General features: G+C 41.3%; 19 protein-coding genes, 1 tRNA gene and 1 pseudogene. 5 read left to right on the top strand and 16 right to left on the bottom strand.

Translation table 11 applies throughout. From position 1 onward, the window contains the following. Positions 1 to 76: 76 nt before the first annotated feature. Positions 77 to 2,284, bottom strand: coding sequence for a response regulator (locus tag CRO16_RS12795; protein WP_245859045.1), 2,208 nt, complete (start codon positions 2,282 to 2,284; stop codon positions 77 to 79). 184 nt (positions 2,285 to 2,468) lie between these two features. Next, the gene (locus CRO16_RS12790; protein WP_097056765.1) at positions 2,469 to 3,248 is read right to left on the bottom strand and encodes a S1/P1 nuclease; all 780 of its coding nucleotides are present in this window, start codon (positions 3,246 to 3,248) and stop codon (positions 2,469 to 2,471) included. Between the two features lie 216 nt (positions 3,249 to 3,464). Here CRO16_RS12790 and CRO16_RS12785 point away from each other — a divergent pair, with 216 nt between their 5' ends. From CRO16_RS12785 to CRO16_RS12770, 4 genes and pseudogenes are all read left to right on the top strand, one after another. Beyond that, on the top strand, positions 3,465 to 4,397 hold the full coding sequence (locus CRO16_RS12785) for an alpha/beta hydrolase family protein (protein WP_097056764.1): 933 nt from the start codon (positions 3,465 to 3,467) through the stop codon (positions 4,395 to 4,397). Beyond that, positions 4,394 to 5,206: pseudogene (locus CRO16_RS12780) on the top strand (Cof-type HAD-IIB family hydrolase). The gene CRO16_RS12785 and the pseudogene CRO16_RS12780 overlap by 4 nt, the downstream one beginning before the upstream one ends. A 60-nt stretch (positions 5,207 to 5,266) precedes the next feature. Next, positions 5,267 to 6,532, top strand: a complete 1,266-nt coding sequence (locus CRO16_RS12775; RefSeq protein ID WP_097056763.1) for a DUF819 family protein — start codon at positions 5,267 to 5,269, stop codon at positions 6,530 to 6,532. Between the two features lie 53 nt (positions 6,533 to 6,585). Next, positions 6,586 to 7,320 carry a DUF4369 domain-containing protein gene (locus CRO16_RS12770; protein WP_097056762.1) on the top strand — a complete coding sequence of 245 codons (735 nt, stop codon included), beginning with the start codon at positions 6,586 to 6,588 and terminating at the stop codon, positions 7,318 to 7,320. A gap of 518 nt (positions 7,321 to 7,838) precedes the next feature. Here the strand turns inward: CRO16_RS12770 and CRO16_RS12760 are convergent. The 4 genes from CRO16_RS12760 to idi form a co-directional block, all read right to left on the bottom strand. After that, positions 7,839 to 7,912 (bottom strand) — tRNA-Thr (locus CRO16_RS12760). A gap of 11 nt (positions 7,913 to 7,923) precedes the next feature. Then, positions 7,924 to 8,190 carry a hypothetical protein gene (locus tag CRO16_RS12755; protein ID WP_097056760.1) on the bottom strand — a complete coding sequence of 89 codons (267 nt, stop codon included), beginning with the start codon at positions 8,188 to 8,190 and terminating at the stop codon, positions 7,924 to 7,926. A 70-nt stretch (positions 8,191 to 8,260) separates the two neighbouring features. Then, positions 8,261 to 8,671 (bottom strand): 6-pyruvoyl trahydropterin synthase family protein, encoded by a 411-nt coding sequence (locus CRO16_RS12750; protein WP_097056759.1) that lies wholly within the window; start codon positions 8,669 to 8,671, stop codon positions 8,261 to 8,263. Next, positions 8,668 to 9,186 (bottom strand): isopentenyl-diphosphate Delta-isomerase, encoded by a 519-nt coding sequence (gene idi / locus CRO16_RS12745; protein ID WP_097056758.1) that lies wholly within the window; start codon positions 9,184 to 9,186, stop codon positions 8,668 to 8,670. The genes CRO16_RS12750 and idi overlap by 4 nt, the downstream gene beginning before the upstream one ends. A gap of 140 nt (positions 9,187 to 9,326) precedes the next feature. Between idi and CRO16_RS12740 the strand changes: the two genes are divergently transcribed. Then, a complete protein-coding gene (locus tag CRO16_RS12740; RefSeq protein ID WP_097056757.1) occupies positions 9,327 to 10,916 on the top strand; it encodes a peptide chain release factor 3 in 1,590 nt (529 codons plus the stop codon). 70 nt (positions 10,917 to 10,986) lie between these two features. On the opposite strand, the gene CRO16_RS12735 is transcribed toward CRO16_RS12740, so the two are convergent. From CRO16_RS12735 to rpoB, 10 genes are all read right to left on the bottom strand, one after another. Continuing rightward, positions 10,987 to 11,769 carry a peptidase associated/transthyretin-like domain-containing protein gene (locus tag CRO16_RS12735; protein WP_097056756.1) on the bottom strand — a complete coding sequence of 261 codons (783 nt, stop codon included), beginning with the start codon at positions 11,767 to 11,769 and terminating at the stop codon, positions 10,987 to 10,989. A gap of 142 nt (positions 11,770 to 11,911) precedes the next feature. Then, positions 11,912 to 12,712: an oxygenase MpaB family protein gene (locus CRO16_RS12730; protein ID WP_097056755.1), complete on the bottom strand. Its 801-nt coding sequence runs from the start codon at positions 12,710 to 12,712 to the stop codon at positions 11,912 to 11,914. 89 nt (positions 12,713 to 12,801) lie between these two features. Continuing rightward, on the bottom strand, positions 12,802 to 13,527 hold the full coding sequence (locus tag CRO16_RS12725; RefSeq protein WP_097056754.1) for a hypothetical protein: 726 nt from the start codon (positions 13,525 to 13,527) through the stop codon (positions 12,802 to 12,804). 53 nt (positions 13,528 to 13,580) lie between these two features. Next, positions 13,581 to 14,825, bottom strand: a complete 1,245-nt coding sequence (locus CRO16_RS12720; protein ID WP_097056819.1) for a hypothetical protein — start codon at positions 14,823 to 14,825, stop codon at positions 13,581 to 13,583. A gap of 30 nt (positions 14,826 to 14,855) precedes the next feature. Further along, complete coding sequence (locus CRO16_RS12715; protein WP_097056753.1) at positions 14,856 to 15,191, bottom strand: potassium transporter KefB; 336 nt, start codon at positions 15,189 to 15,191, stop codon at positions 14,856 to 14,858. A gap of 89 nt (positions 15,192 to 15,280) precedes the next feature. Then, complete coding sequence (locus tag CRO16_RS12710; RefSeq protein WP_097056752.1) at positions 15,281 to 15,580, bottom strand: winged helix-turn-helix domain-containing protein; 300 nt, start codon at positions 15,578 to 15,580, stop codon at positions 15,281 to 15,283. Continuing rightward, on the bottom strand, positions 15,577 to 16,203 hold the full coding sequence (locus CRO16_RS12705; protein ID WP_097056751.1) for a hypothetical protein: 627 nt from the start codon (positions 16,201 to 16,203) through the stop codon (positions 15,577 to 15,579). Before CRO16_RS12705 ends, CRO16_RS12710 begins: the two co-directional genes overlap by 4 nt. 378 nt (positions 16,204 to 16,581) lie before the next feature. Then, a complete protein-coding gene (locus tag CRO16_RS12695) occupies positions 16,582 to 16,911 on the bottom strand; it encodes a DUF3467 domain-containing protein (RefSeq protein ID WP_097056749.1) in 330 nt (109 codons plus the stop codon). A 97-nt stretch (positions 16,912 to 17,008) separates the two neighbouring features. Further along, on the bottom strand, positions 17,009 to 21,310 hold the full coding sequence (rpoC, locus tag CRO16_RS12690; RefSeq protein ID WP_097056748.1) for a DNA-directed RNA polymerase subunit beta': 4,302 nt from the start codon (positions 21,308 to 21,310) through the stop codon (positions 17,009 to 17,011). Between the two features lie 87 nt (positions 21,311 to 21,397). Continuing rightward, positions 21,398 to 25,210, bottom strand: a complete 3,813-nt coding sequence (rpoB, locus tag CRO16_RS12685; RefSeq protein WP_097056747.1) for a DNA-directed RNA polymerase subunit beta — start codon at positions 25,208 to 25,210, stop codon at positions 21,398 to 21,400. Positions 25,211 to 25,277 lie beyond the last annotated feature (67 nt).

Below are 25,277 nucleotides of genomic sequence, written 5' to 3'. Positions count from 1 at the left end.
CAGCCTAACGAATCCGGAATTTTGAACCTTAAATCTTGAATTCGGACCTTAAACTTGGAACTTGAAACCTGGAACCTCATACCGCCGTTGGCGTTACCGTCTGTAATAGATTCCTAAAGATAGTATTAAAGAACTGGGGGATATCATAAGGTTTATTAATGATATCGTTCATTCCGGCTTTAAGGATCTCTTCCCGCATCTCTCCTACCTCAACAGCCGTTAAGGCGATCACGGGAAGATGTGCATCAAACTCCCTGATCTTCATGGTAGTTTCCATACCGTTCATTCCGGGCATATTTACGTCCATTAACACGATGTCCAGCTGTTCCAGCTTTATGATATCAAGGGCTTCCTCTCCACTGGCAGCGAGGAGACACTTGAAATCCCTTTTTTCGAGTATCCTTTGGGTCACTAACTGGTTGATACGATTATCATCCACAATGAGAATTTTTCTTATTAACCTTGGTTCGTTCTCTATGGGAGAACTGCTAAGGTGTTTAATACTTTCTGCTTCAGCACCCTGCAAAAATTCTATTTCAAAAGTAAAGACAGAGCCTTCGCCTTCAACGCTTGAAACCTCAATTTCAGAATTGAACAGCTTCAAAAGTTTTTTCACAATAGGCAATCCAAGGCCTGTACCCTGGTAATTGAGGTTCTGGTTCTTTAACTGAGAAAATTCTTCAAAAATTTCCTCCTGTTTATTGGGGGGTATTCCAATGCCGGTATCGCCCACTTCAAATCTGATTCGGCAGTAATTTTCCCTGCATTTCAAATTTTCGGCTTTGATCCAGACCCTTCCTCTTTCAGTAAACTTAACCGCATTCCCCACTAAGTTCATCATGATCTGGGACAACCTCATAGAGTCTCCTACCAGGTAAGGTATTTCAGGATCTATCTGCAATTCCATTTTTATATCCTTTTGATTTCGGTTAATCTCAAAGGACTTAAGAATTCCCTGAAATAATTCATGGATATTAAAAGTGACATTTTCAAGATGTACCAGATTGGATTCCATCTTGTTCATCTGCAACACATCATTGATCAGCGCCAACAGGTAGTCTGCAGAGAATTTCAGAGATTTAAGATCATCGCTCTGGTTTTCATCTTTGTTCTCTTCCAGCAAGAGAGAAGCCAAACCTACCACTCCGTAAAGCGGGGTTCTCAATTCATGGCTCACAGTAGAAAAAAAGCGGGTCTTAAGATTTGAAAGGCGCTCTGCTTCTTCCTTTGCTTCTTTTAATTCAACATTTTTATCCCGCAACTGTCCTATTAACCTTTTCCTTATCCTGTTATTCCTGAATAACAAGATGAGAAAGAAGAACATGACCACCAGAGAGATTACCATTATTGCAGATAATTGCTGAGTTTTCTTGAGCACCTCATCCTTGTAAAGTTGCTCCCTGCGGGCTGCCTCCAGGTCCTTTTTATATACTTTTGTTTGAAACCTTTCGTATACTGCCTCCCGCTGCAAATTCTTTTCCCGGGAAAAGATCTTTTCCCGATATTCCTGATGTTTATCCAGGGCAACATAAGCGGCATTATAATCCTTGCTTTTAAAAAGCATATCAGCAAATTCCTCGTAAGCAAAAGAAGCCTCTACAATGAGAGAATCCTTTTCGGCAATTGCAATTCCCTTTTCAAAATAGGTTCTGGACCTGTCATAATCTTCCATTCCCGAGTAGTACATCCCATAGAGCGTATTAAGATTACTGCGGGTGACTACATCCTCTTCATCTTTTAAAAGACCTTCTGCCCTTTTTAAATAAGGATACGCACTATCAAATTCATCATTTTCAAGAAGTGTCCAGGCAATATTAACTACAGGGATAAGCACCTGGGGTTCATCAGGATTTTTAGATGCAATGGCTATGGCTTTTCTGTAATACTCGAAACCTTTATGTACAGTATTTTTATTAGAAGAATATACATTGCCCAAATTATTATAGGCATACCAGAGCAGCGTATCATTTGAACTCAACCTGGCATATTCGAGGGCTTTTAGATAATTTTCTTTAGCTCTTATGCTATCCTCAAGCATTTCATAAGTTATACCCAACAGGTTATAACCATGGTTTAACTTATTAAAATCTTCTTTTTTAGAAGCCAGATCGATAAGCAGCAGAGATTGCTCTATTGAACGATTAAAATCGTAGTCATCCAGAGCCTTACCGGCTGCCCGGGCCAGATAGGTAGTGCTGTCTTTATAGGTTTCAGCCGGAGATTGAGCATATCCCGGGAGACAAAGAAAAACACCAAAAACACAGAGAAGGTAGTTTTTTCTCAAATTTTCTACGGTTAAAGTTCAATATAGGGCGCAGCCAAATTATTTATTTTAAGTGTCTTATGCAAGAAGAATTAAAAAAACCTAAAAATTTTATTAAAGGTTTGTTAATATCTTTCCTTTAGAAAAACAATGCACAAAAAAGCCCGAACTGGTAGTCCGGGCTTTAAATTTTTTAAACCTTGGATTAAGCGAATATTTCATTAAGGATTTTCGCCAGCCTTAAACCTCCTTTTTGAAGCTGGTCATGGACTACCGGAAACCATTCATACATGTATTCATATCCCAATTTTTCTCCCGTCTCCACAGAAGCGTAAACTTCATTCGCCAATTCTTTAGATTCATACATCCAGTCCAGAACAGATCCTTTTTGGATCTCCCTAATCTCAGCCTTAGATAATTCATCTGAATTATGTGCCAGTTCTGAATAACTCATCTGGAAATCATTGATCATCTCACTATCCCAAACGCGGTGAAGGTTGCTTCCGTCTCCAAACCATCTTACCTGTATATCATTTCCTCCCTTATCTTCCCCACGGCCTGCGTGCAAGGGTTGATGAAGATCTCCCACAAAATGCACCAGCATCTTTAGGTAAAATCCTTTTTCATCGGCTGTAGAATTTTTATCTTTTAACGCAGCCACGCAAGTTTTTATCGCCTGCACCAGATCTCCGTCCGGATTTGCTTTTTCTTTGGTATATTTTGTTTCCCCGGCTTCAAGGTTGACATAATGCCATGGTCCATACTTACGGTATGCGGGATCACTTTTGATGTCATCACCATAAGTAGAAACAAAAGCAAGGTTAGAGCCGTTAAGGATCTCCCTTACCTTTTGCTTTGCTTTTTTAGTAAGATATTGTTCTGCTACTTCTCCTGTAGCACGGTGTCCTGTTCTTCCCCAATCATTTTCTGAAGCAAAACTGAAAGTAGAAACGAATAAAAAGACAGCCAGTAAATAAATTTTCATATGTAGTATTTTTTAGGTCCTCAAAGATAGAAAAAGGAGGAAGTTTTTTCAGCTTTTTCAAATTCCCTGCCAGTTTTGGATGGAGAAAAAAATCGGGAATAATCAAGTATCTTTAAAAATGCTAATTTTGAGCCTTAGGCATCTCTACCTAAACGGTATTTTTGTTGCATTGGAAAAACAGGTACCCGGAGGTACTACTTTTAACTATTCAAAACCATGAAAAACTTCTTTTATTCTTTTCTTTTCTTCTTATGCGCAACCGGCTTTGCACAGGAGAAGCATTATAACTCTCAGGAGATAGATATTAATGAATATATTAAAGGGACACTTGTTACCCCTGTTTCCGAAGAAAAGATGCCCCTGGTGATCCTGTTGCAGGGTTCGGGACCTACAGACCGAAATGGGAATCAATCTTTTATGAAGAATGATGCCTTGAAAAAACTGGCTCTTGAACTTGCCGAAAATGGCATTGCCAGCTATCGTTATGACAAACGGATCCTACAGGCACAACGCCTGAAAATCCAGGAAAAGGATATGAGATTCGATGATTTTGTGACTGATGCTATAAGTGTATTAGATCATTTTCAGGAAAACGAAAAATTTGATAAAACAGTCGTTCTTGGTCATAGCCAGGGCTCACTTGTTGGTATGTTGGCTGCAAAAGATCGTGCTGATGGATTTGTTTCAATCGCCGGGGTAGCCCAACCAATTGACAGCATACTTACCGTTCAGATCGCTAATCAAATGCCGGGTTTAAAGGAAAATGTGCAGCAGACTTTCAGAGAAATGAGAACAAACGGGAGTAGCTCCAGCTACAATCCGGTGCTGGAGTCGATTTTTAGACCTTCGGTACAACCGTTTATCCTATCCTGGATGAAGTTTGATCCCCGGGAGGAGATCGCAAAGCTTGAAATTCCGGTACTGCTGATTAACGGCAGCAATGACCTGCAGGTTGATAAAGAGGAAGCCAGGCAATTACAGGAAGCTCATCCCGAAGCCGAATTGGTGATCCTTGAAAACATGAACCATATCCTGCGGAAAATAGAGGGTGATGACCTGGAAAATTCAAAATCATATAATGAAGCCTCCCTGCCTTTACATCCCGAATTAGTTCCGACACTCGTGGAATTCATCGAAAACATTGAATGAGCTGGAAGATCATCTTTACAGACATTGATGGCACCCTACTAAATAAAGACCGGGAGTTATCACCACTCACTCTTAAGGTGTTTCAGGAGCTTCAAAAAAGGCTACCAATTGTCCTTATCTCTTCCCGAATGCCTCAGGCTATGCAACATCTTCAGGAAGAGCTGCATATTGCTCATCAGCCAATTATTTGTTACAACGGGGCCCTCATTCTGGTTGATGGAAAGATCATCAGCACTGCAGAAATTCCATGGGAAACAATTAAGGGCCTTCACAATTTCAATAATGATGTTAATTGCCATTTAAGCCTGTATAACAACACCCACTGGTTTGTGCCACAAAATGATCAATGGGCGAAAAGAGAGTAAAACAACACAAAAGTCACTCCCGTGGTAATGGCTGTAGATGACGTGCTTGCGGAATGGGAACCTACTAAAAAAGGAGCACATAAAATTATGGCAATGGGTGATGCTCCTAAGATTGACGCTATTGAAAAATATCTTTTTGAAAATTATAAAGATCAATTGCATCTCTACCGATCAAAGGACACTTATCTGGAGATCGCCAATAAAGAAGTTTCAAAACTGACCGCCATAAAACTGCTTCTGAAATCCCATTTTTCATACTCCCTGGATGATAGCATTGCTTTTGGAGACAACTACAATGATTATGAAATGCTGAAAGCCGCCGGATTGGGAATTGCAGTGGGGAATGCGAGACCGGAGATCCTGGAGATCGCAAAGCAGGTAACCTCTCACGGGAAGGAAGACGGAGTGGCAAAAAGCCTGCAGGAAATTTTTAACCTTTCCTGATTTTAATAAATTTTTAAGACACTTCTAAAAATTGTATTTTGCCGTTCTTAAAGGCAATTTATGGACAATCCCCCTATTTTTACTAACGACGCCATCGTTCTTGGACTATTAATGCTGGCTCTCGGTTTTGTATTTATTACTTCCTCAAAAGAAAAAGGTTTCTGGTTTAAGTTTTATAAAGTTGTTCCGGCGCTGTTGATGTGTTATCTCATCCCCGCCATACTTAACTCCCTGAACATAATTTCTGATGAGACCTCCCAACTTTATTTTGTTGCGAGCAGGTATCTTCTCCCCGCTTCCCTGGTGCTCATGACCCTTAGTATCGATCTAAAGGCAATATTTAATCTGGGGCCAAAAGCCCTGATCATGTTCTTCACAGGAACTATTGGGATCATCATTGGAGGTCCGCTGGCAATATTGCTGATTGCTACTTTTTCTCCTGAAACTGTGGGAGGTGTTGGTCCCGATGCTGTTTGGCGCGGGTTATCTACCCTTGCCGGAAGCTGGATAGGGGGCGGTGCCAACCAGGCGGCAATGCTGGAGATCTTTGAATATAATCCCGACCTTTATGGAGGAATGGTATTAGTAGATATTGTGGTAGCTAACATATGGATGGCAATTCTATTGATGGGAATCGGAAAAAGCGACGGAATTGACAGGTGGCTAAAAGCCGATAATTCTGCCATTGAGACCCTAAAGAAAAAAGTGACTGCCTATGCCGATAGCGTTACCCGAAATCCATCCCTGGCAGATCTTATGGTAATGTTGGCCCTGGCTTTTGGTGCGGTTGGTTTTGCCCACTGGAGCGCAGATGGCATTTCGGTGTTTCTTACAGAAAACTATGAAGCCTTTAGGGATAATAAATCGGCTCTGTCCTCTTTTGCCTCCTCCTTCTTTTGGATGATCTCCATTGCCACAGCAGTAGGAATTATACTATCCTTTACAAAAGCTAAAGAGTATGAAGGTGCCGGCGCAAGTAAGCTTGGAAGCGTCTTTATATATTTCCTGGTAGCGACCATTGGTATGAAGATGGATTTAACCATGGTTTTTGATAATCCCGGACTCATAGGAATAGGACTTGTGTGGATGGCGATTCATGCGGGACTCCTAATCCTGGTAGCCAAGATCATTAAAGCGCCATACTTCTTCCTTGCAGTTGGAAGCCAGGCCAACGTTGGTGGTGCTGCCTCTGCCCCTGTTGTGGCAGCTGCCTTTCACCCTTCTCTGGCAACTGTAGGAGTATTGCTTGCAGTGTTTGGATATGTGGTGGGAACTTATGGAGCCATTTTAAGTACAATTTTAATGCAAATTGCTGCCGGAGGATAAACTCCACTAATATTTTTTTAGCATCTTTGCCCGCATTTTATCACAACATATACATGAAAAGATTAGGATTATTTATTGTTGCCCTAAGCCTTATGGTGGCTTGTTCTAAAGAAGAGAAGAACCTGCTCATAGAAGGGAAAGTTCAGGGATTGAAAAAAGGAACTTTGTACCTTCAAAAAATTGAAGACTCCACTTTAGTGACTATTGATTCTGTTATAGTCAAGGGAAATGAAAATTTTAAATTTGAAACTTTTACCGACGGGGTCCAGGTGATGTACCTCTACCTTAACAAAAAGGACAACAGCATCTATGATGACAGGATCATGTTTTTTGCTGAACCCGGGGAAATGGTCATTAATACTACTTTGAAAAACTTTGAAGTAGATGCCATAGTTGAAGGTTCCGAAAATCAAAAGAAGTATGTGGAATTCCAAACGATGATGCAGCAATTCAATAATAGAAATCTTGAATTGATACAGAAAAATCTGGTAGCACAGCAGGAACAGGATATGGAAAATATAGATTCCACAAATAAGGAATTTGAAAGCCTGCTGAAGAGACGCTATCTATTTACAGTAAACTTCGCTGTAAATAACAAAAATATGGAGCTCGCTCCTTATTTAGCGATTTCTGAAGTCTATGACGCCAACATCAAATATCTGGACACCATCTATAAATCTCTCACTCCTGAAGTAAAGGACTCCCGCTATGGAAAAAGCCTGGAGGAATTCCTGAAAGAAAGAAGAGAACTGGAAAAAGCAGCCGCAGATTCTACACCTCAGGCATAATATCTTATTTATAAAATTATATCAAAATCCTGCTTAACGGCGGGATTTTTTGTTGTTTAAAATTAGGAGGGAGAACTACTTACTCGGAAGGGCTACCAGGCACGAATTCAAATAATCGAATTCCGGCCTCGTGTCTGGGAGCTTAAAGCCGCACTTGCTTATTCAAAACGTGGATTCAGAGATTACCTTCTATTTTCCTCCTAAAAATACTCCAAAAATTGGAGGTTTTTGAGCATATAAAAAATGCCCCCGACTACGCCTTGTCCCTTGTTCCAATAAAAAAACCTCCCGAAAAGGGAGGCTTTTTGAGCCGATGGAGGGACTCCCCTCGATCCCGATAGCTATCGGGAGTCGGGATAAACTTCTCGTCCCTTGTTCCAATAAAAAAACCTCCCGAAAAGGGAGGCTTTTTGAGCCGATGGAGGGACTTCCCTCGATCCCGATGGCTATCGGGACTCGGGATAAACTTCTCGTCCCTTGTTCCAATAAAAAAACCTCCCGGAAAGGGAGGTTTTTTGAGCCGATGGAGGGACTCGAACCCACGACCTGCTGATTACAAATCAGCTGCTCTAGCCAGCTGAGCTACATCGGCAAATGCTCTATTTAAAGAGCGTTTATTTTTTCTACAAGACCTCTGGCCTTAGCCTCGAGTTCCTTTTCTATTCCTTTAAAATGTTGTTTTCTGTTTTCAACATCTTTCTTGTTCATCTTACCTATCAAATCATCAAAATCTGAAATTGCTTCATCAACGATCTCTTCAGATTTTGCAGGATCTTCATCCGGATGAGTTATCTGGTGCAGGTAAGCCGCCTCAATAATGTCTCCAAATACGTAATTGATATCTCTTTTTAATGTTCTTCTGTTCGCCATCGCTTCGCGTAATTTTGAGCAGCGAATTTACATTATTTCCCGTTTCAAAAAACAGTTTTTAAATTTTTTTTTACTCTCCCCGGTAAGTGACAAAATTTCGGGGAGTTTCATATAAGGTCACCTCAAGATCAAGGTGTGGTTCCAGTTCGGCTCTCAGTTTGTTCCATATCACCACTGCAATATTTTCAGCTGTAGGATTAAGATCTCTAAATTCCGCAACTTCAATGTTCAGATTCTTATGATCAAAAGGCTGCTCGATCTTTTGGTAGATTAGCTCCTTCAGATCTTTAAGATCCATCACGAAGCCGGTTTCAGGATTTATATTTCCGGTAACGGCAACAATCAATTCATAATTGTGACCGTGATAATTGGGATTACTGCATTTGCCAAAGACACGACTGTTCTTTGCATCATCCCAATCCTTGCGGTGCAACCTGTGCGCAGCGTTAAAATGTGCTTTTCTGTTTACCGTTACTCTCATTGCTGAATGTGCTTGTAGTATTTGTCAAAAATGATCTTAAACCATTCAGTATAATTATCAGGATTTTTACTCATATCTTTCTTTAACTCCTCCAGGCCAATCCATTTATATGCATGAGCTTCTTCCGGATTTAAAACAGGTTCTCCGTTATAGTTTCCCACAAGAATGTGATCAAATTCATGTTCTGTGAGACCATTATCAAAAGGAGCTTTGTAGATAAATGAGATAGTATCCTTAAGTTCTGTAGTAAAACCCATTTCTTCCTGCAGCCTTCTTTTACCGGCTTCTATATTGCTTTCTCCCTCCCGTTGATGACTGCAACAGGTGTTGGTCCATAATCCCGGAGAATGATATTTTCCCAGTGCCCGTTGCTGTATCATGAGTTCGTTTTGATCATTAAAAACAAAAACAGAAAATGCCCGGTGTAACAAAGCTTTTTCATGAGCTTCCATCTTCGGCATCAGTCCTATTTGCTCATCTTTTTCATTTACCAGGATCACTTGTTCTTCTTTCATTGCAAAAATTTGAGTCTCAAATGTACAAAAACACCCGGTAAATCCTCTTTTTGACACTTTAGAAAACCATGAAATTGAGTGTAGGCTTTGAGCATTAAATTCACGATCAAATAATTATCTTTGCAGCCTTAAATACAAATATGAAGTTTTCAGAAGAGATCAAGAGACGCAGGACCTTTGGGATCATTTCTCACCCCGATGCCGGTAAGACCACACTAACCGAAAAACTTTTGCTTTTTGGGGGTGCCATCCAGGAAGCGGGGGCTGTGAAGTCTAACAAGATCAAAAAAGGGGCAACCAGTGACTTTATGGAAATAGAGCGCCAACGTGGGATCTCTGTAGCCACCTCTGTACTCGCTTTTGAATACCAGGGAACCAAGATCAATATTCTCGATACCCCGGGGCATAAGGATTTCGCCGAAGATACCTTTAGAACGCTTACTGCTGTAGATAGTGTGATCGTGGTGATTGACGTGGCGAAAGGGGTTGAGGAACAAACCGAAAAGCTTGTGGAGGTGTGCCGTATGCGAAATATCCCCATGATTGTGTTCATCAACAAACTTGACCGGGAAGGAAAAGATGCTTTCGAACTGCTTGATGAAATCGAACAAAAACTCAACCTTACCGTTACTCCCCTCAGCTTTCCTATTGGTATGGGTTATGATTTCAAAGGGATCTATAATATCTGGGAGCAAAACGTAAACCTTTTTACCGGTGATCCGCGAAAGGATATTGAGGAAACTGTAGAGATCTCTGATCTTGCTTCTGAAGAGCTTGATCAATTAATAGGTTCAAAAGCCGCTACAACTCTTAGGGAAGAACTGGAACTGGCGCAGGGAGTTTATCCAGAATTTGATAAACAAGCATATCTTGACGGAAATCTGCAACCTGTCTTCTTTGGATCGGCACTAAACAATTTTGGAGTACGGGAATTGCTGGACTGTTTCATAAGCATTGCCCCTCCCCCACGTCCAAAAGAAAGCGACGTGAGAAAGGTTGAACCTTCTGAAGATCAATTTACAGGCTTCGTCTTTAAGATCCATGCGAACATGGATCCAAAGCACAGGGACAGGCTGGCATTTATTAAGATCGTATCGGGAAAATTTGAACGCAATACGCCATACCTACACGTACGTCACAACAAAAAACTGAAATTCTCCAGTCCCAATGCCTTTTTTGCGGAAAGAAAGGAGATCGTGGATGTATCCTATCCCGGGGACATCGTGGGACTCCATGACACCGGGAATTTCAAAATTGGGGATACTCTAACCGAAGGGGAAGAATTGCGATATAAAGGCATTCCCAGTTTCTCTCCTGAACACTTTAGATATATCAATAATGCCGATCCCATGAAATCGAAACAATTGGAAAAAGGGATCGATCAATTAATGGATGAAGGTGTGGCACAGCTTTTTACCCTGGAACTGAACGGCCGAAAGGTTATAGGGACCGTGGGCGCACTCCAGTTTGAAGTGATCCAATATAGGTTGGAACACGAATATGGAGCAAAGTGTACCTATGAAAATCTCAACGTTTTTAAAGCTTGCTGGGTGGAACCCAAGGATCCAAAAAGTGAAGAATTCAAGGACTTCAAAAGAGTGAAATCAAAATACCTGGCTCACGACAAACGCGGACAACTCGTCTTCCTGGCCGACTCTGCTTTCTCCCTGCAAATGGCCCAACAAAAGTACCCGAATATAAAATTTCATTTTGTATCGGAGTATAAATAAGAATCAGGAGATTAGAATAAGGAGAAAAGACTAATATTGAAATATCTGTCTTCGAATTTGGTCCTCGCGGTTACATGCGCTCTTTAATAAATTCAGGGGCTTTCGTTTGAAAATATGCGATGAGCTCAAAACGTTTGGTTTCGGGTAAAAGGGAAGAAAATTCAGCATCTTCGGCGCAATAATAAACAAAGTCCCGAATTCGGTCTTCGGGAATTGCCAGGTCTGTAAAAAAGGAAACCGGCATTGCAGCAACTCCCGCATCCACGGTTTGGGAAAGATCTTCATTGGCTGCGGCTTTTTGAAGCATTGCAATTTTTCCGTTCAACCTGTTGATGATTCCATCGAGGCTTACATTCACCAATCCGGGAGGATTATACGCTGAAGTCGTACTAACGTTGGAAGCTGTTTTTAATTTCCGTTCAATGGAGGTTGGCCTTGGCACATCAGACATTGGAAAACCCAGATCTGCCTGGGTAAGAGTGGGAATATTTTTTAAATCGGTAGCTATATTCCCGCTCAGGCTAATATCACTGATGCTTACTTCGTCCAGTTCATTCATTTTCTCCACAAGAAGCACCGTCAAAAATGCCCTTTTCAACAGGTCTTCTGTAACCACTATTTCCCTTGGTTCGTACTGTATTGAAGAAAAATAGATTGTATCATTCAAACTAACAGCGATCTCAAATTCCCCTTCGGTGTTGTTGGTGGTTCCAATTCCACGGGAAAGATTAAGAATATTAATGGAAGATCCCTGTAAACTTTCGGTTAGAATTTTGCCTTTCAGTAGGGTCTCCTGAGAAAAGCCCGAAACAAAAAAAAGAATGAAGATCAGTAAAAGAAAGTGTCTGATCATCTTAGATTATTCGGGAGCAACGGGTTCAAAAATAATTTCAGTTTAAATTTCTTTTATTCAAACGTAGAAATCATTTAAGTTATTTCCTACAATTTAAAGTATTAAGTAGAAAAATGGCAGAAATTGCTTTCGAGGTACAGGATCAGCCGGTAAAAACATCCAGGGACCGAATCTCTTTTTTATACTTTTTCGGCAAAATTATAGCTTTTAGAACCTTATCGAGCCCCACATATCTGCTTAGTTTATAGATCCATAGCAAAGGATTTAGAGCCGAGCGTGTTGAAAAACCTAAAAAAGTACGTACTTCTTCAGGGCAAATGAGATTTTGGGTTTCCAGCAGGAGAAAATACCGGACCGCGCCAAGATGTCTTCGATACTGTAAGTAAAGATCCTTAGTGAAATCACTGTATTTCAAATCATGTTGCAGATGCCCCTTTCGCATCTGAGTCCATTCAGAATAATTATCCGGAAGTCCCGTAATTCTCATGCGTTTACCAACCCTGTTAAAAACATCAAATACTTCCTCCTTTTCAGAAATATTAAGCTGCCTTTCCATTGTCTCAAAAGCCCTTATGGAGTAGTCGATCAACATGAACAAAACGTCCCGGTAAGCCCAATCGGGAATTTTTTGGCGGCGTGCATCTTCAATGTTAGCATGAATAGCGTTAATAGCATCAATAGCTTTTAATGCTGAAGTTTTATCTGCAAAAACAATTTGGCGGGCATAGGAAACCGTAGAAAACAACCTGCCAAGTGGATCGGCAGGAAGTTTACCTTTAAAGTAGAGCCAGTCTACAGCTTTATTCAAAGCGAATTCGGCTGCCGCACCGGCGAAGATGAAAAGTATGGTATCTCCTTTTCCCCATATTTGCCTTACGATGGATGTTGGTTTGACAAAATTAACCTGATTTCTGTCCCCTAAGATCTTCTCCTCCGTTTTCATGATATCATTTCGTTTTATCCAGCTTTCAACAGCAAATCCTATTCAAAACATTTTCCATACCTGAATGTGATTTTTTGAGTTGAAAGCATTTACCCGGAATTTTTCTTATCCCTTTCAAAATTCGCCAGGCATGTCTCCAGCGTTTCTCCCTGCTCATGTATACATCCGCAAAATTTTCTTCCGGCAGCCTCGTTTTCAGTGTTTTCAAACTGGTCACTACAGTCGGCCATAGAATTCCTGGGCATCACCTCATGACCATATTGAGCGAATGCAACGGCCATAACAACTACAACAATTACTCCTGAAACAAACAAATAGGGAAATTTCCAGTTATACTTGTTTGGCTTCCGAAATAAAACATGAGCAGGAAAATTCTTTAAGGGCAGAAGATATTTTAACCTGTCATAGTTCCAAACCAGGAGGTAAAGATTGGCCATTACCATTAGTGGAGATGTAATGACAGAACCCTCGAACCTGACAGCATAGGACAAGATCCAGATATTCACTATAATAGGGAAATACAATAATGCACCTAATGCTACAGTTCTTGGTATCAAAAGTAGAATGGCAGCGAGCACCTGAGCGATTCCGATAAACGTATAATAGTAACCGGTATGATGTAAGGCTTCCAGATAGGCGCCCATAGGGTGTAGAGTGGATAACCCACTGGCGAATCTTTCATCGAGGATCTTCACTATACCTGCGACTATAAAAGCATAGGCGAGACTTATACGACAAAAGATAGAGAACAGGAAATACCACCCATTATCTTTTACCTTGTAGTAGAATTGTTCAAATTTCGATAAAAGCTTCACTCTTATTATTTTTTAGATTATAACTTCTGAACCAGTTTAAAAACATTAGAATTTTAATTGATTCCGAATATTAATGGGAACAGGAAGGTTACCAGTATAGCCCAAACAAAATATACCGGTAAGTATCGGGCAATGATATTACCTACCTGGTGTAACTGTGAATTTTTTGAGGCAGCTTTAAGAAGTTGAAAGCTTACGAGGAGCAGGTTCACCAGGATAAGAACATTTGCACCCAGTACCGCCAGGCGGTTTGGAGTGATTCCCCACTCGGCAATGCGAAACAGAATGGCAGAAAGTGCGATCCCATTTACTACCACGGTAACCAAAGACAGCAACACCAATATATAAATCTCAGGTTTGGATTTGCTTTTTCCGGAAGTTTCTGCAACAGAAAAAAAGATTAAGGCCATTACTCCTATCAATAAAATATTGAAAATGAGCAGGAATTCCCGGTCGCTGTAAGGATCCTTGCCAGAAAATGCCATAGCTCCCAGGTAGATTACCAGCATCACCAGCACTACAGGACTGAACAGGCGAGCAATCACGGGTGAAACTTTTCCCACCAGTTGCGGATTGGTACTATTTAGAAAACTGGCGATTACAGGAACTGCCGGAAGTCCAAAAACCACTATATTCTGAAAGTAAAACTCTTCAATATTTAGTCCAATGAGTTGAAAGAGCCCAATTGTTACTGCTGTTACAATACCTCCTGCAATACAAATTAGAGCAGAGAGTACGACCAGGTCTCCATTAAATTTGAGAAAACTTAATCGACCGACATTTGTGTCCTCCTCCTCGCCTACAAAGGCAATACTGAGGAGAAACCACAGAAAGATCAGAAGATGGATACAGGCCAGGATAAGAGTGTCGCTCTCAGGAAAATCCGGAAGGCTATTTATATATAAAAGTCCGGCAAACATTGCCAAAGCAATAACAATACTTTTTCCTTTAGACAAATTGTTTTTCCAGGCGAAATAAGCTGTAAGCACAGGGAAAACTATAAAGCCCGAATTTCTGGGATAGAAAAAATCTTCGTCAATTCCGAAGAAGGCAGGTAATTTTGCAGTTAAACCGGTTATAATAATACCCAGAAGCACCAGGAATATTTCCTTGGCGGATCCCCAGTTGATCTCCTCTCCTGAAAAGGAAAGACGTTCCTTCCAAAAAGCCGCCAGAGAAGTGTCTTTAATCTCGGGATATAATTCAATAAACTCCCGCTTAAAAGAACTTTTATTGCTGCGGTATAAATGCTCAAGTTGTGCCGGATCATTAAGTCCGGATAAAATTTGGGCTTTCATGGTTTTCATGATTTAAAATATTGTTATTGATTAATCGAAAAAGGTTCCATCGAATCCCAGCACCGTTCCAAGCCAAACAATGACTACATAACCTATAAAGCTAAAGAGAATGCTCAGGGCCTTTACAAGACCTCCCCGGGAACGGGGAATTCCCATGAAATGATAAAAAGCCCCTCCAAAGGCTCCCGCTAAAGGAACAATGATAAAAGGTCGTAAGATCCAATACGGCGACCATTCGGGTTTGGGGGTTGCGCCGAAAAGAAAAATTGCGATAAATACCAGGGCTATTCCTGCACCAATCAACATTCTTTTTGCAAGGGTAGCATCAAAACCCACCTGTGAAGTAAATTCATTTTTGTGATCCATAATTGTAGTTTTAAAGTGAATAAAAAATTTAATTAGCAATTCTATAAAGTACTTTGAATTTCAAAGTTGATAAATAAAAAAATAGGCTTTTATTTTTGTGCTTTAATAATAGACTCCAGAGTGTTTAGATGCTCCTCAAAAGCCTTCTTCCCTTGTGTGGTCATATAATATCTGGTATTAGGTTTACGATCGATAAAAGATTTTTTTACTCCCACAAATTTTTCCTTTTCCAGGGCTTTCATATGGCTCGCCAAATTGCCGTCAGTCACATCCAGGTACTCTTTAAGAGCAGTAAATTCCAGGGTTTCATTTACGGCGAGCGCAGCCATTATTCCAAGACGCACCCGGTTTTCGAATGCTTTATATAAACCATCTATGATCGTTTTCATTTCTCGTATTTCAGGTGCATATAAATCCCATACAAGATGTGCATTACACCAAATCCAAAAGCCCAGAATAAAAGAGAAAACTCCAAGAAATAAGCGGCTAACAGTCCCAGAAAGATCTGGATGATCCCCAGGGATTTCATCTCTTCAAAAGTGAACTTTCCTGCATTTGTCAAAGCAAGTCCATAAAAAATGAGAGTTACCGGAATAACTAAAGCAAACAATCCCTTTGTGAGAAAAACAAGGGTCAACAGACCACCTGCTACCAATGGAATGGCCATATTTATTATTAACCTCCGGGCGCTTGCATTCCACAGTTTTTCCCCACTTTTACCGGCTTTTTTAAAAGAGAAAAAAACAGCAGTTCCCACCGACAATATCAGCACTGCAAATGCAAGGAAGATCATATTCCAAAGGCTTCCGTTTATTTCCCCTCCGGTTACAGTAGTAAAGAAGTCGGTTGAGGAATTCCGGTAGAAAAACCGATACACAAGATATGCTCCTATTAAAGCATAAATACCGGCCATAACTCCCGAAATGCCGGTTAAAGATAAAAACTTTGTAGAGCGCTCCATCATAGAACGTATCTCTGTGATATCTTTTATATAATCCTGTTCTTTTTTCATTTAAAAAGCACTTTGAGATACAAAGTTAAAAAAGTTTCCTTTGGTTTTACATACGGGGGTAAAAAAATAATTCAGAGTAAGGATATCAGGAAGATCAACCTATTGAGGCATAAAAAACCTGAAGCAAAAGCTTCAGGTTTTAAGAGGTGTCAAAAATGTCTTTTTCAGGTTCCTATTTCTGCAGTCTTCAAGAAGCGCAGTATGCAGGTACATCTACAAAGGTGGCTCAAAGAACATAAGCAGTGCCCACTACATTCTTCCCCTACCTAAAAATTCACAAGTGATGATTTCGTATAGCAAATTCATCCGGTATAGGAGAATAGCAGTAAAAAGATCAGCAGAAAAAAAGTTTTTTGCAAATCGGACCTTACATTGTATTTAAGCCTGTCCTGTGGGACCGAAATTAAGTGGAATTGGCGGCTGCTCATAATCTTTGATCTCCCCATGAGCTTTCTCAAACCTGTTTACATTATCAGCAAGGGCTTTTAAAAGCCTTTTTGCATGTTGAGGAGTTAGGATGATCCTCGATTTGACTTTACTTTTAGGAGTTCCCGGCATGATACTTACAAAATCCACCACGAATTCTGAAACCGAATGGTTGATGATTGCAAGGTTTGAATAGGTCCCCTCGGCTACCTTTTCGTCAAGTTCTATATTGATCTGCCCTTTTTTTGGCTTTTTTGGATTGTTGTTGTTTTGGTCGCTCATTGTTGATATTTAATTTAAACTAAAAGTACAAAAAAATCCCGGCCAGTGAGACCGGGATTTAATTCAAAAGAAAAGGCTGCAAAAGCAGCCTTCCTTCTTAATTATAATTTACTTCCTGCTTTTTCTCAAGCATTTCGTCAAATTCTTCTTTAGAACCAACAATGATATGTTCGTATTCACGAAGACCTGTACCTGCAGGAATTCTATGACCAACAATAACATTTTCTTTTAGTCCCTCAAGTTCATCAACCTTACCGCTTACAGCTGCCTCGTTAAGTACCTTCGTAGTTTCCTGGAAGGACGCCGCAGATATGAACGACTTGGTTTGAAGTGATGCTCTCGTGATACCCTGAAGAATAGGAGTCGCCGTTGCCGGAGTCACATCTCTCGCAGTTGCAAGATTCTTGTCCTCTCTTCTAAGAATAGAATTCTCATCTCTCAACTCACGAGGAGTTACAAGTTGTCCCGGTTTCAGGTTTTCTGAATCTCCTGCATCCTCGATAACTTTCATTCCAAAGATCTCGTCGTTCTCCTGGGTAAAGTCATCCTTATGAACCAGCTGGTTCTCAAGGAAGATTGTATCACCCGGATCAACGATCCTTACTTTACGCATCATCTGTCTTACAACTACTTCAAAGTGCTTATCATTGATCTTCACCCCTTGTAGTCGGTAAACTTCCTGAACTTCGTTCACAAGATACTGCTGTACAGCGCTTGGTCCTTTGATCGCCAGGATATCTTCTGGAGTAACAGACCCGTCAGATAACGGCATTCCGGCACGTACGTAGTCATTCTCCTGAACCAGGATCTGGTTAGAAAGTTTCACAAGATACTTCTTAACTTCTCCAAGTTTAGATTCGATGATGATCTCACGGTTACCACGTTTGATCTTTCCGAAGGAAACAACTCCGTCGATCTCACTTACAACAGCAGGGTTAGATGGATTACGTGCTTCGAAAAGCTCAGTCACCCTTGGAAGACCTCCTGTAATATCCCCGGACTTTGAAGACTTACGTGGAATCTTAACCAGAATCTTACCTACTTTGATCTTTTCGTCGTTATCCACCATAAGGTGAGCACCAACAGGAAGGTTATAAGAACGAATTACTTCGTCTTTCTTTCCAAGGATCTGCAGGGTTGGGATCAATTTCTTGTTACGGGATTCAGAAATTACTTTTTCCTGGAATCCTGTTTGCTCATCGATTTCCACCTGGTATGTCACCCCTTGCTCGATATTCTCATATTTGATCTTACCGGCAAATTCTGAAATGATCACCCCATTATAAGGATCCCACTGGCAAATCACTTCGTCTTTGGAAACTTTGTCTCCATTCTTGATAAAGATCTGTGATCCGTAAGGAATGTTACTTGTACTAAGTACGATTCCCGACTTCTCATCTTTCAGTTTCAATTCTGAAGTTCTCGAAATAACGATCTCTGCCTCACTACCGTCAGGAGCTTCTCCTTTTACGATTTTAAGATCTTCGATCTCTGCAATTCCGGGAAACTTCGCGATCAATTTATTTTCTTCAGAAATGTTTCCTGCAATACCACCCACGTGGAAGGTACGAAGGGTAAGCTGAGTTCCCGGTTCTCCAATGGACTGGGCAGCTACAACTCCAACCGCTTCCCCTCTTTGTACCGTTTTATTGGTAGCAAGGTTACGGCCGTAACATTTCACACAAATACCTTTTTTAGCCTCACAGGTAAGCGCAGATCTTACTTCAACGCTTTCAATCGGGGCTTCGGTAATTTTCTTAACAACATCTTCATCGATTTCAATACCTGAAGCTACCAATAATTCATTGGTCAACGGGTTGTAAACATCATGAAGTGCAGTTCTACCTAAGATACGCTCTCCAAGTGACTCAACGATCTCTTCGTTCTTCTTAAGCGGAGATACATCAACACCTCTCAAAGTACCACAATCCTCTTCATTGATGATCACATCCTGTGAAACGTCGACAAGACGACGGGTAAGGTACCCTGCATCGGCAGTTTTAAGAGCCGTATCGGCAAGACCTTTACGTGCACCGTGAGTAGAGATAAAGTATTCAAGGATCGAAAGACCTTCCTTAAAGTTAGAAAGGATCGGGTTCTCGATAATTTCTCCACCCCCAGAAGTAGATTTTTTAGGCTTAGCCATCAAACCACGCATACCGGTCAACTGACGGATCTGTTCTTTAGATCCCCTTGCACCAGAGTCAAGCATCATGTATACCGAGTTAAATCCTTGCTGATCTTCACGGATACGCTTCATGGCTAATTCCGTTAAGCCGGCGTTCGTAGAAGTCCAGATGTCAATAACCTGGTTGTAACGTTCATTATTGGTGATAAGACCCATGTTGTAGTTTCCAATGATGGATTCTACCTGCTCATTAGCATCATCGATCATAGACTGCTTCTCTTCCGGAATAATAATATCTCCCAGGCTGAAAGATAAACCTCCACGGAATGCGAATCCATAACCCATTTCCTTAATAGCATCAAGGAATTCAGCAGTTTCCGGTACGCTGGTTACCTTAAGGATACGTCCGATGATATCACGAAGAGACTTTTTAGTAAGTACTTCGTTGATAAATCCGGCTTTTTCCGGCACTGCCTGGTTAAATAATACTCTACCTACAGTAGTTTCAATGATTTGGTTCACCAGGTGACCAGCTTCATTAAAATCTTTAGTACGGATCTTGATAATGGCGTTTAGCTCAACCATTTTCTGGTTGTAGGCGATTACCACCTCTTCCGGAGAATAGAAGGTTAGACCTTCTCCCTTTACTGCTCTTTCTTCTGTAGATTTTCTTGACTTGGTCATATAATAAAGACCAAGCACCATATCCTGAGAAGGAACAGTCACCGGAGATCCGTTAGCAGGGTTCAAAATGTTGTGAGATCCCAGCATCAACAGCTGTGCCTCAAGGATAGCCTCTGGCCCCAGCGGAAGGTGAACAGCCATTTGATCCCCATCAAAATCGGCGTTGAATGCAGTACACGCAAGCGGGTGCAACTGGATCGCCTTACCTTCAATAAGTTTAGGCTGGAATGCCTGGATACCAAGTCTGTGAAGGGTTGGAGCCCGGTTTAGCAACACAGGATGTCCTTTCAACACATTCTCGAGAATATCCCAAACAACAGGTTCTTTTTTATCTATAATCTTCTTGGCAGATTTCACAGTCTTAACAATCCCTCTTTCGATCAGTTTTCTGATCACGAAAGGCTTGTAAAGTTCGGCTGCCATGTCTTTTGGAAGACCACACTCGTAGAACTTCAACTCAGGTCCCACAACAATTACCGAACGTGCTGAATAATCCACACGCTTACCAAGCAGGTTTTGACGGAAACGCCCTTGCTTACCTTTTAAGGAATCAGAAAGGGATTTCAATGGCCTGTTGGAATCAGTTTTTACTGCTGACGACTTACGGGTGTTATCGAACAACGAATCCACAGATTCCTGAAGCATACGCTTCTCGTTACGAAGGATCACTTCAGGAGCTTTAATCTCCATCAATCTCTTCAAACGGTTGTTACGAATAATTACCCTACGATAAAGGTCGTTAAGATCTGAAGTTGCGAAACGCCCTCCATCAAGCGGCACCAATGGACGCAATTCCGGCGGAATAATTGGAATTACTTTCATGATCATCCACTCGGGACGGTTCTCGCGGTTTTTGTTAGCATCACGAAGTGCTTCCACAACCTGAAGTCTTTTAAGAGCTTCAGTTTTACGCTGCTTTGAAGTTTCGTTATTTGCTTTGTGTCTTAATTCATATGAAAGAGAATCAAGATCAATTCGCTGCAGGATATCGATAAGACACTCGGCACCCATTTTAGCGATAAATTTGTTAGGATCATTTTCATCCAGATACAGGTTTTCCTGCGGAAGAGTATCTAATATATTCAGGTACTCTTCTTCGGTTAGGAAATCCATCTTCTTCAACGGCGATCCATCTTCATTCTTGGCAATACCCGGCTGAATTACCACGTATCTTTCGTAGTAAATGATCATGTCTAATTTCTTAGACGGAAGACCAAGCAGGTAGCCAATTTTGTTTGGTAAAGAACGGAAGTACCAGATATGCGCAACAGGGACCACAAGGTTAATATGTCCTACACGATCTCTACGCACTTTCTTTTCGGTTACCTCTACACCACACCTATCACACACGATCCCTTTGTAACGGATCCTTTTGTACTTTCCGCAGGCACATTCATAATCCTTTACAGGACCAAAAATACGCTCACAAAAAAGCCCATCCCTCTCGGGTTTGTGCGTACGATAATTGATAGTTTCAGGCTTTAGGACCTCTCCGCGTGACTCGGCAAGAATCGACTCAGGAGAAGCTAAACCTATAGAGATCTTGTTAAACCTCTGTACTGTATTCTTATCATTATTTCTAGCCATAATACTTTTTATGTAGTAATCAGTTTTGAGTAAACAGTATTCAGTAAAGTTAAACTGGATACTGCTTACTGCCTACTGGTGACTTTTTTATTCTTCTAATCTAATATCTAATCCCAGACCTTTCAATTCGTGCATCAAAACGTTGAAAGATTCAGGTAGTCCAGGTTCCGGCATTGGTTCCCCTTTTACAATGGCTTCATAAGTCTTGGCTCTTCCTATTACATCATCAGACTTCACAGTTAAGATCTCACGCAGGGTTGCAGAAGCACCATATGCTTCAAGTGCCCAAACTTCCATCTCTCCAAAACGCTGTCCACCAAATTGAGCTTTACCACCAAGAGGTTGCTGTGTGATCAATGAGTACGGCCCGATAGAACGTGCGTGCATCTTATCATCGATCATGTGTCCTAACTTAAGCATGTAAATCACACCAACAGTCGCAGGCTGGTCAAAACGGTCTCCGGTACCACCATCATATAGATAAGTGTGACCAAATCTTGGAATTCCGGCCTCATCTGTCAATTCATTGATCTGGTCTATAGTTGCACCGTCAAAGATTGGAGTAGCAAATTTTCTACCCAGCTTTTGTCCGGCCCATCCAAGAACAGTCTCATAGATCTGTCCAATGTTCATACGTGAAGGTACCCCAAGTGGGTTCAACACGATATCAACAGGCGTACCATCTTCAAGGAAAGGCATATCTTCCTGACGTACTATACGCGCAACAATACCTTTGTTACCGTGACGTCCCGCCATCTTATCCCCTACTTTAAGCTTACGTTTCTTAGCGATGTAAACTTTAGCAAGTTTGATAATTCCTGAAGGCAATTCATCTCCTACAGAAATGGTGAACTTCTCTCTTCTCAGGTTACCCTGAATATCATTTTCCTTGATGCGGTAATTGTGAAGAAGATCGGCTACCAATCTGTTTGTATGTTCATCTGTTGTCCAGGTTCCCTGAGTAAGGTGAGTATAATCATCAACTGCGTTAAGCATTTTCTGAGTATACTTTTTACCTTTTGGAAGGATCTCCTCACCAAGGTCGTTCATCACTCCCTGAGCAGTTTTTCCACCAATGATAGCGAATAGCTTATCTACCAGTTCAGACTTTAAAATGGCAAATTTCGCTTCATATTTTTTCTCAAGTGCTGCAACATCTTCCTTGTCCTGAGCTCTCTTGCGCTTATCCTTAATGGCACGGGCGAACAATTTCTTGTCGATTACCACACCTCTAAGAGATGGAGAAGCTTTTAGAGAAGCATCTTTTACGTCTCCGGCCTTATCACCAAAGATCGCTCTAAGAAGTTTTTCTTCAGGAGTAGGATCGCTTTCTCCTTTTGGAGTGATCTTACCAATAAGAATATCTCCTGGCTTCACTTCGGCACCAATACGAATCATTCCATTCTCATCAAGGTCTTTTGTAGCCTCTTCTGAAACGTTCGGAATGTCATTGGTCAATTCTTCGTTACCAAGTTTGGTATCTCTAACTTCTAAAGAATACTCATCGATGTGAATAGAGGTAAAAATGTCATTTCTTACCACATTTTCAGAGATCACGATCGCATCCTCAAAGTTGTAACCTTTCCATGGCATGAAAGCCACTTTCATGTTACGTCCAAGAGCAAGCTCTCCTGCCTCGGTAGCGTAACCCTGACAAAGCACCTGGCCTTTGCTCACCCTGTCACCTACTCTTACGATTGGCTTCAGGTTGATAGAAGTACCCTGGTTGGTCTTTCTGAATTTTACCAGCTCATATACCTTAGAATCAGAATCAAAGCTTACCATACGCTCTTCTTCAGTTCTGTCATACTTAATAGTGATCTGGTTTGCGTCAACATATTCTACAGTTCCTTCACCTTCAGCATTGATCAATACACGGGAATCTGTAGCTACCTGTCTTTCCAGTCCTGTACCAACGATTGGAGAATCAACTCTCAATAAAGGTACGGCCTGGCGCATCATGTTTGATCCCATCAAAGCACGGTTCGCATCATCATGCTCAAGGAACGGGATCAAAGAAGCAGAAATAGAGGCAATCTGGTTTGGAGCAACGTCCATATAGTGAACCTGGGTAGGATCAACAACAGGGAAATCACCTTCTTCACGCGCAATAACTCTCTCGGCTTCAATAGTACCATCATCATTCATTGCGATGTTCGCCTGTGCGATCATCTTGTCTTCTTCCTCTTCGGCACTTAAATATCTTGGCTCATCGGTAACATTCACTTTTCCATTGACTACCTCACGATAAGGAGTTTCAAGGAATCCCATTGAATTCACCTTGGCATAAGCCGAAAGTGAAGAAATTAGTCCAATGTTCGGACCTTCAGGAGTTTCAATAGGACAAAGTCTTCCGTAGTGCGTATAGTGAACGTCACGCACCTCGAATCCTGCTCTCTCTCTTGAGAGACCACCAGGTCCAAGAGCTGAAAGACGACGCTTGTGAGTGATCTCTGCAAGCGGGTTTGTCTGGTCCATGAACTGAGACAGCTGGTTGGTACCAAAGAAAGAGTTAATTACAGAAGACAAAGTCTTCGCGTTGATCAAATCTATCGGGGTAAACACCTCATTGTCACGTACGTTCATACGCTCACGAATAGTTCTTGCCATACGGGCAAGACCTACACCAAATTGCTGAGACAGCTGCTCTCCTACTGTTCTTACACGACGGTTAGACAAGTGGTCAATATCATCAACCTCTGCCTTAGAATTAATAAGCTCAATAAGATATTTTACGATGGTAATGATATCTTCACGGGTAAGCACCTGCTTATCCATAGCGATATCAAGACCAAGTTTCTTGTTCATTCTGTAACGACCTACTTCACCTAAGTTGTAACGCTGGTCTGAAAAGAACAATTTGTCAATAATTCCGCGGGCAGTTTCCTCATCTGGTGGTTCTGCGTTACGAAGTTGACGGTATATGTGTTCAACCGCTTCCTTTTCGGAGTTGGTTGGATCTTTTTGTAATGTGTTATGGATGATCGCATAATCTCCGGTCTGGTTATCCTCTTTGTGAAGAAGGATAGTTTTTGATCCGGTTTCAACGATCTCTTCAATATGCTCCTTTTCAAGAACGGTATCACGATCAAGAATGATCTCATTACGTTCAATTGAAACTACCTCTCCTGTATCCTCATCAACAAAATCTTCATACCAGGTGTTCAATACACGCGCGGCCAATCTACGGCCAAGGACCTTTTTAAGTCCGGTTTTGGAAACTTTCACCTCTTCAGCAAGGTCAAAGATCTCCAGAATGTCTTTGTCACGCTCAAATCCTATCGCACGGAAAAGAGTGGTAACGGGTAATTTTTTCTTTCTATCGATATAAGCGTACATCACGCTGTTAATATCGGTAGCGAATTCAATCCAGGATCCTTTAAAAGGAATAACACGGGCAGAATAAAGTTTTGTCCCGTTTGCATGGAAGGATTGTCCAAAGAATACGCCGGGAGACCGGTGCAACTGAGAAACTACTACGCGCTCAGCTCCATTGATACAAAAGGTCCCGCTTGGGGTCATGTAAGGAATAGTCCCCAGGTACACATCCTGAACAATAGTTTCAAAATCCTCATGTTCGGGGTCTGTACAGTAAAGCTTTAACCGTGCTTTAAGCGGTACACTATAGGTCAATCCACGTTCGATACATTCCTGAAGAGAGTATCGCGGCGGGTCCACAAAATAGTCTAAAAATTCTAGTACGAATTGGTTACGGGTGTCCGTAATGGGAAAGTTCTCCATGAAGGTGTTGTATAAACCTTCATTTCCTCTTTCTTCTGATTTTGTTTCTAGTTGAAAGAAGTCCTGGAATGACTTGATCTGGATATCCAGAAAGTCGGGGTAAGCAGGCCTGTTCTTTACAGAAGAGAAACTCAATCTTTCAGTTTGCGTTGCTAACATCAATGGACGGAATTATGTTATATTAAAAAAATAGGTGCGAAATAAACCGGAAATGTTTATATACGCA

The sequence above is a fragment of the Salinimicrobium sediminis genome, assembly GCF_900215295.1.
Classification (GTDB): Bacteria; Bacteroidota; Bacteroidia; order Flavobacteriales; family Flavobacteriaceae; genus Salinimicrobium; species Salinimicrobium sediminis.
This window is presented reverse-complemented; position numbering and strand designations above follow the sequence as displayed.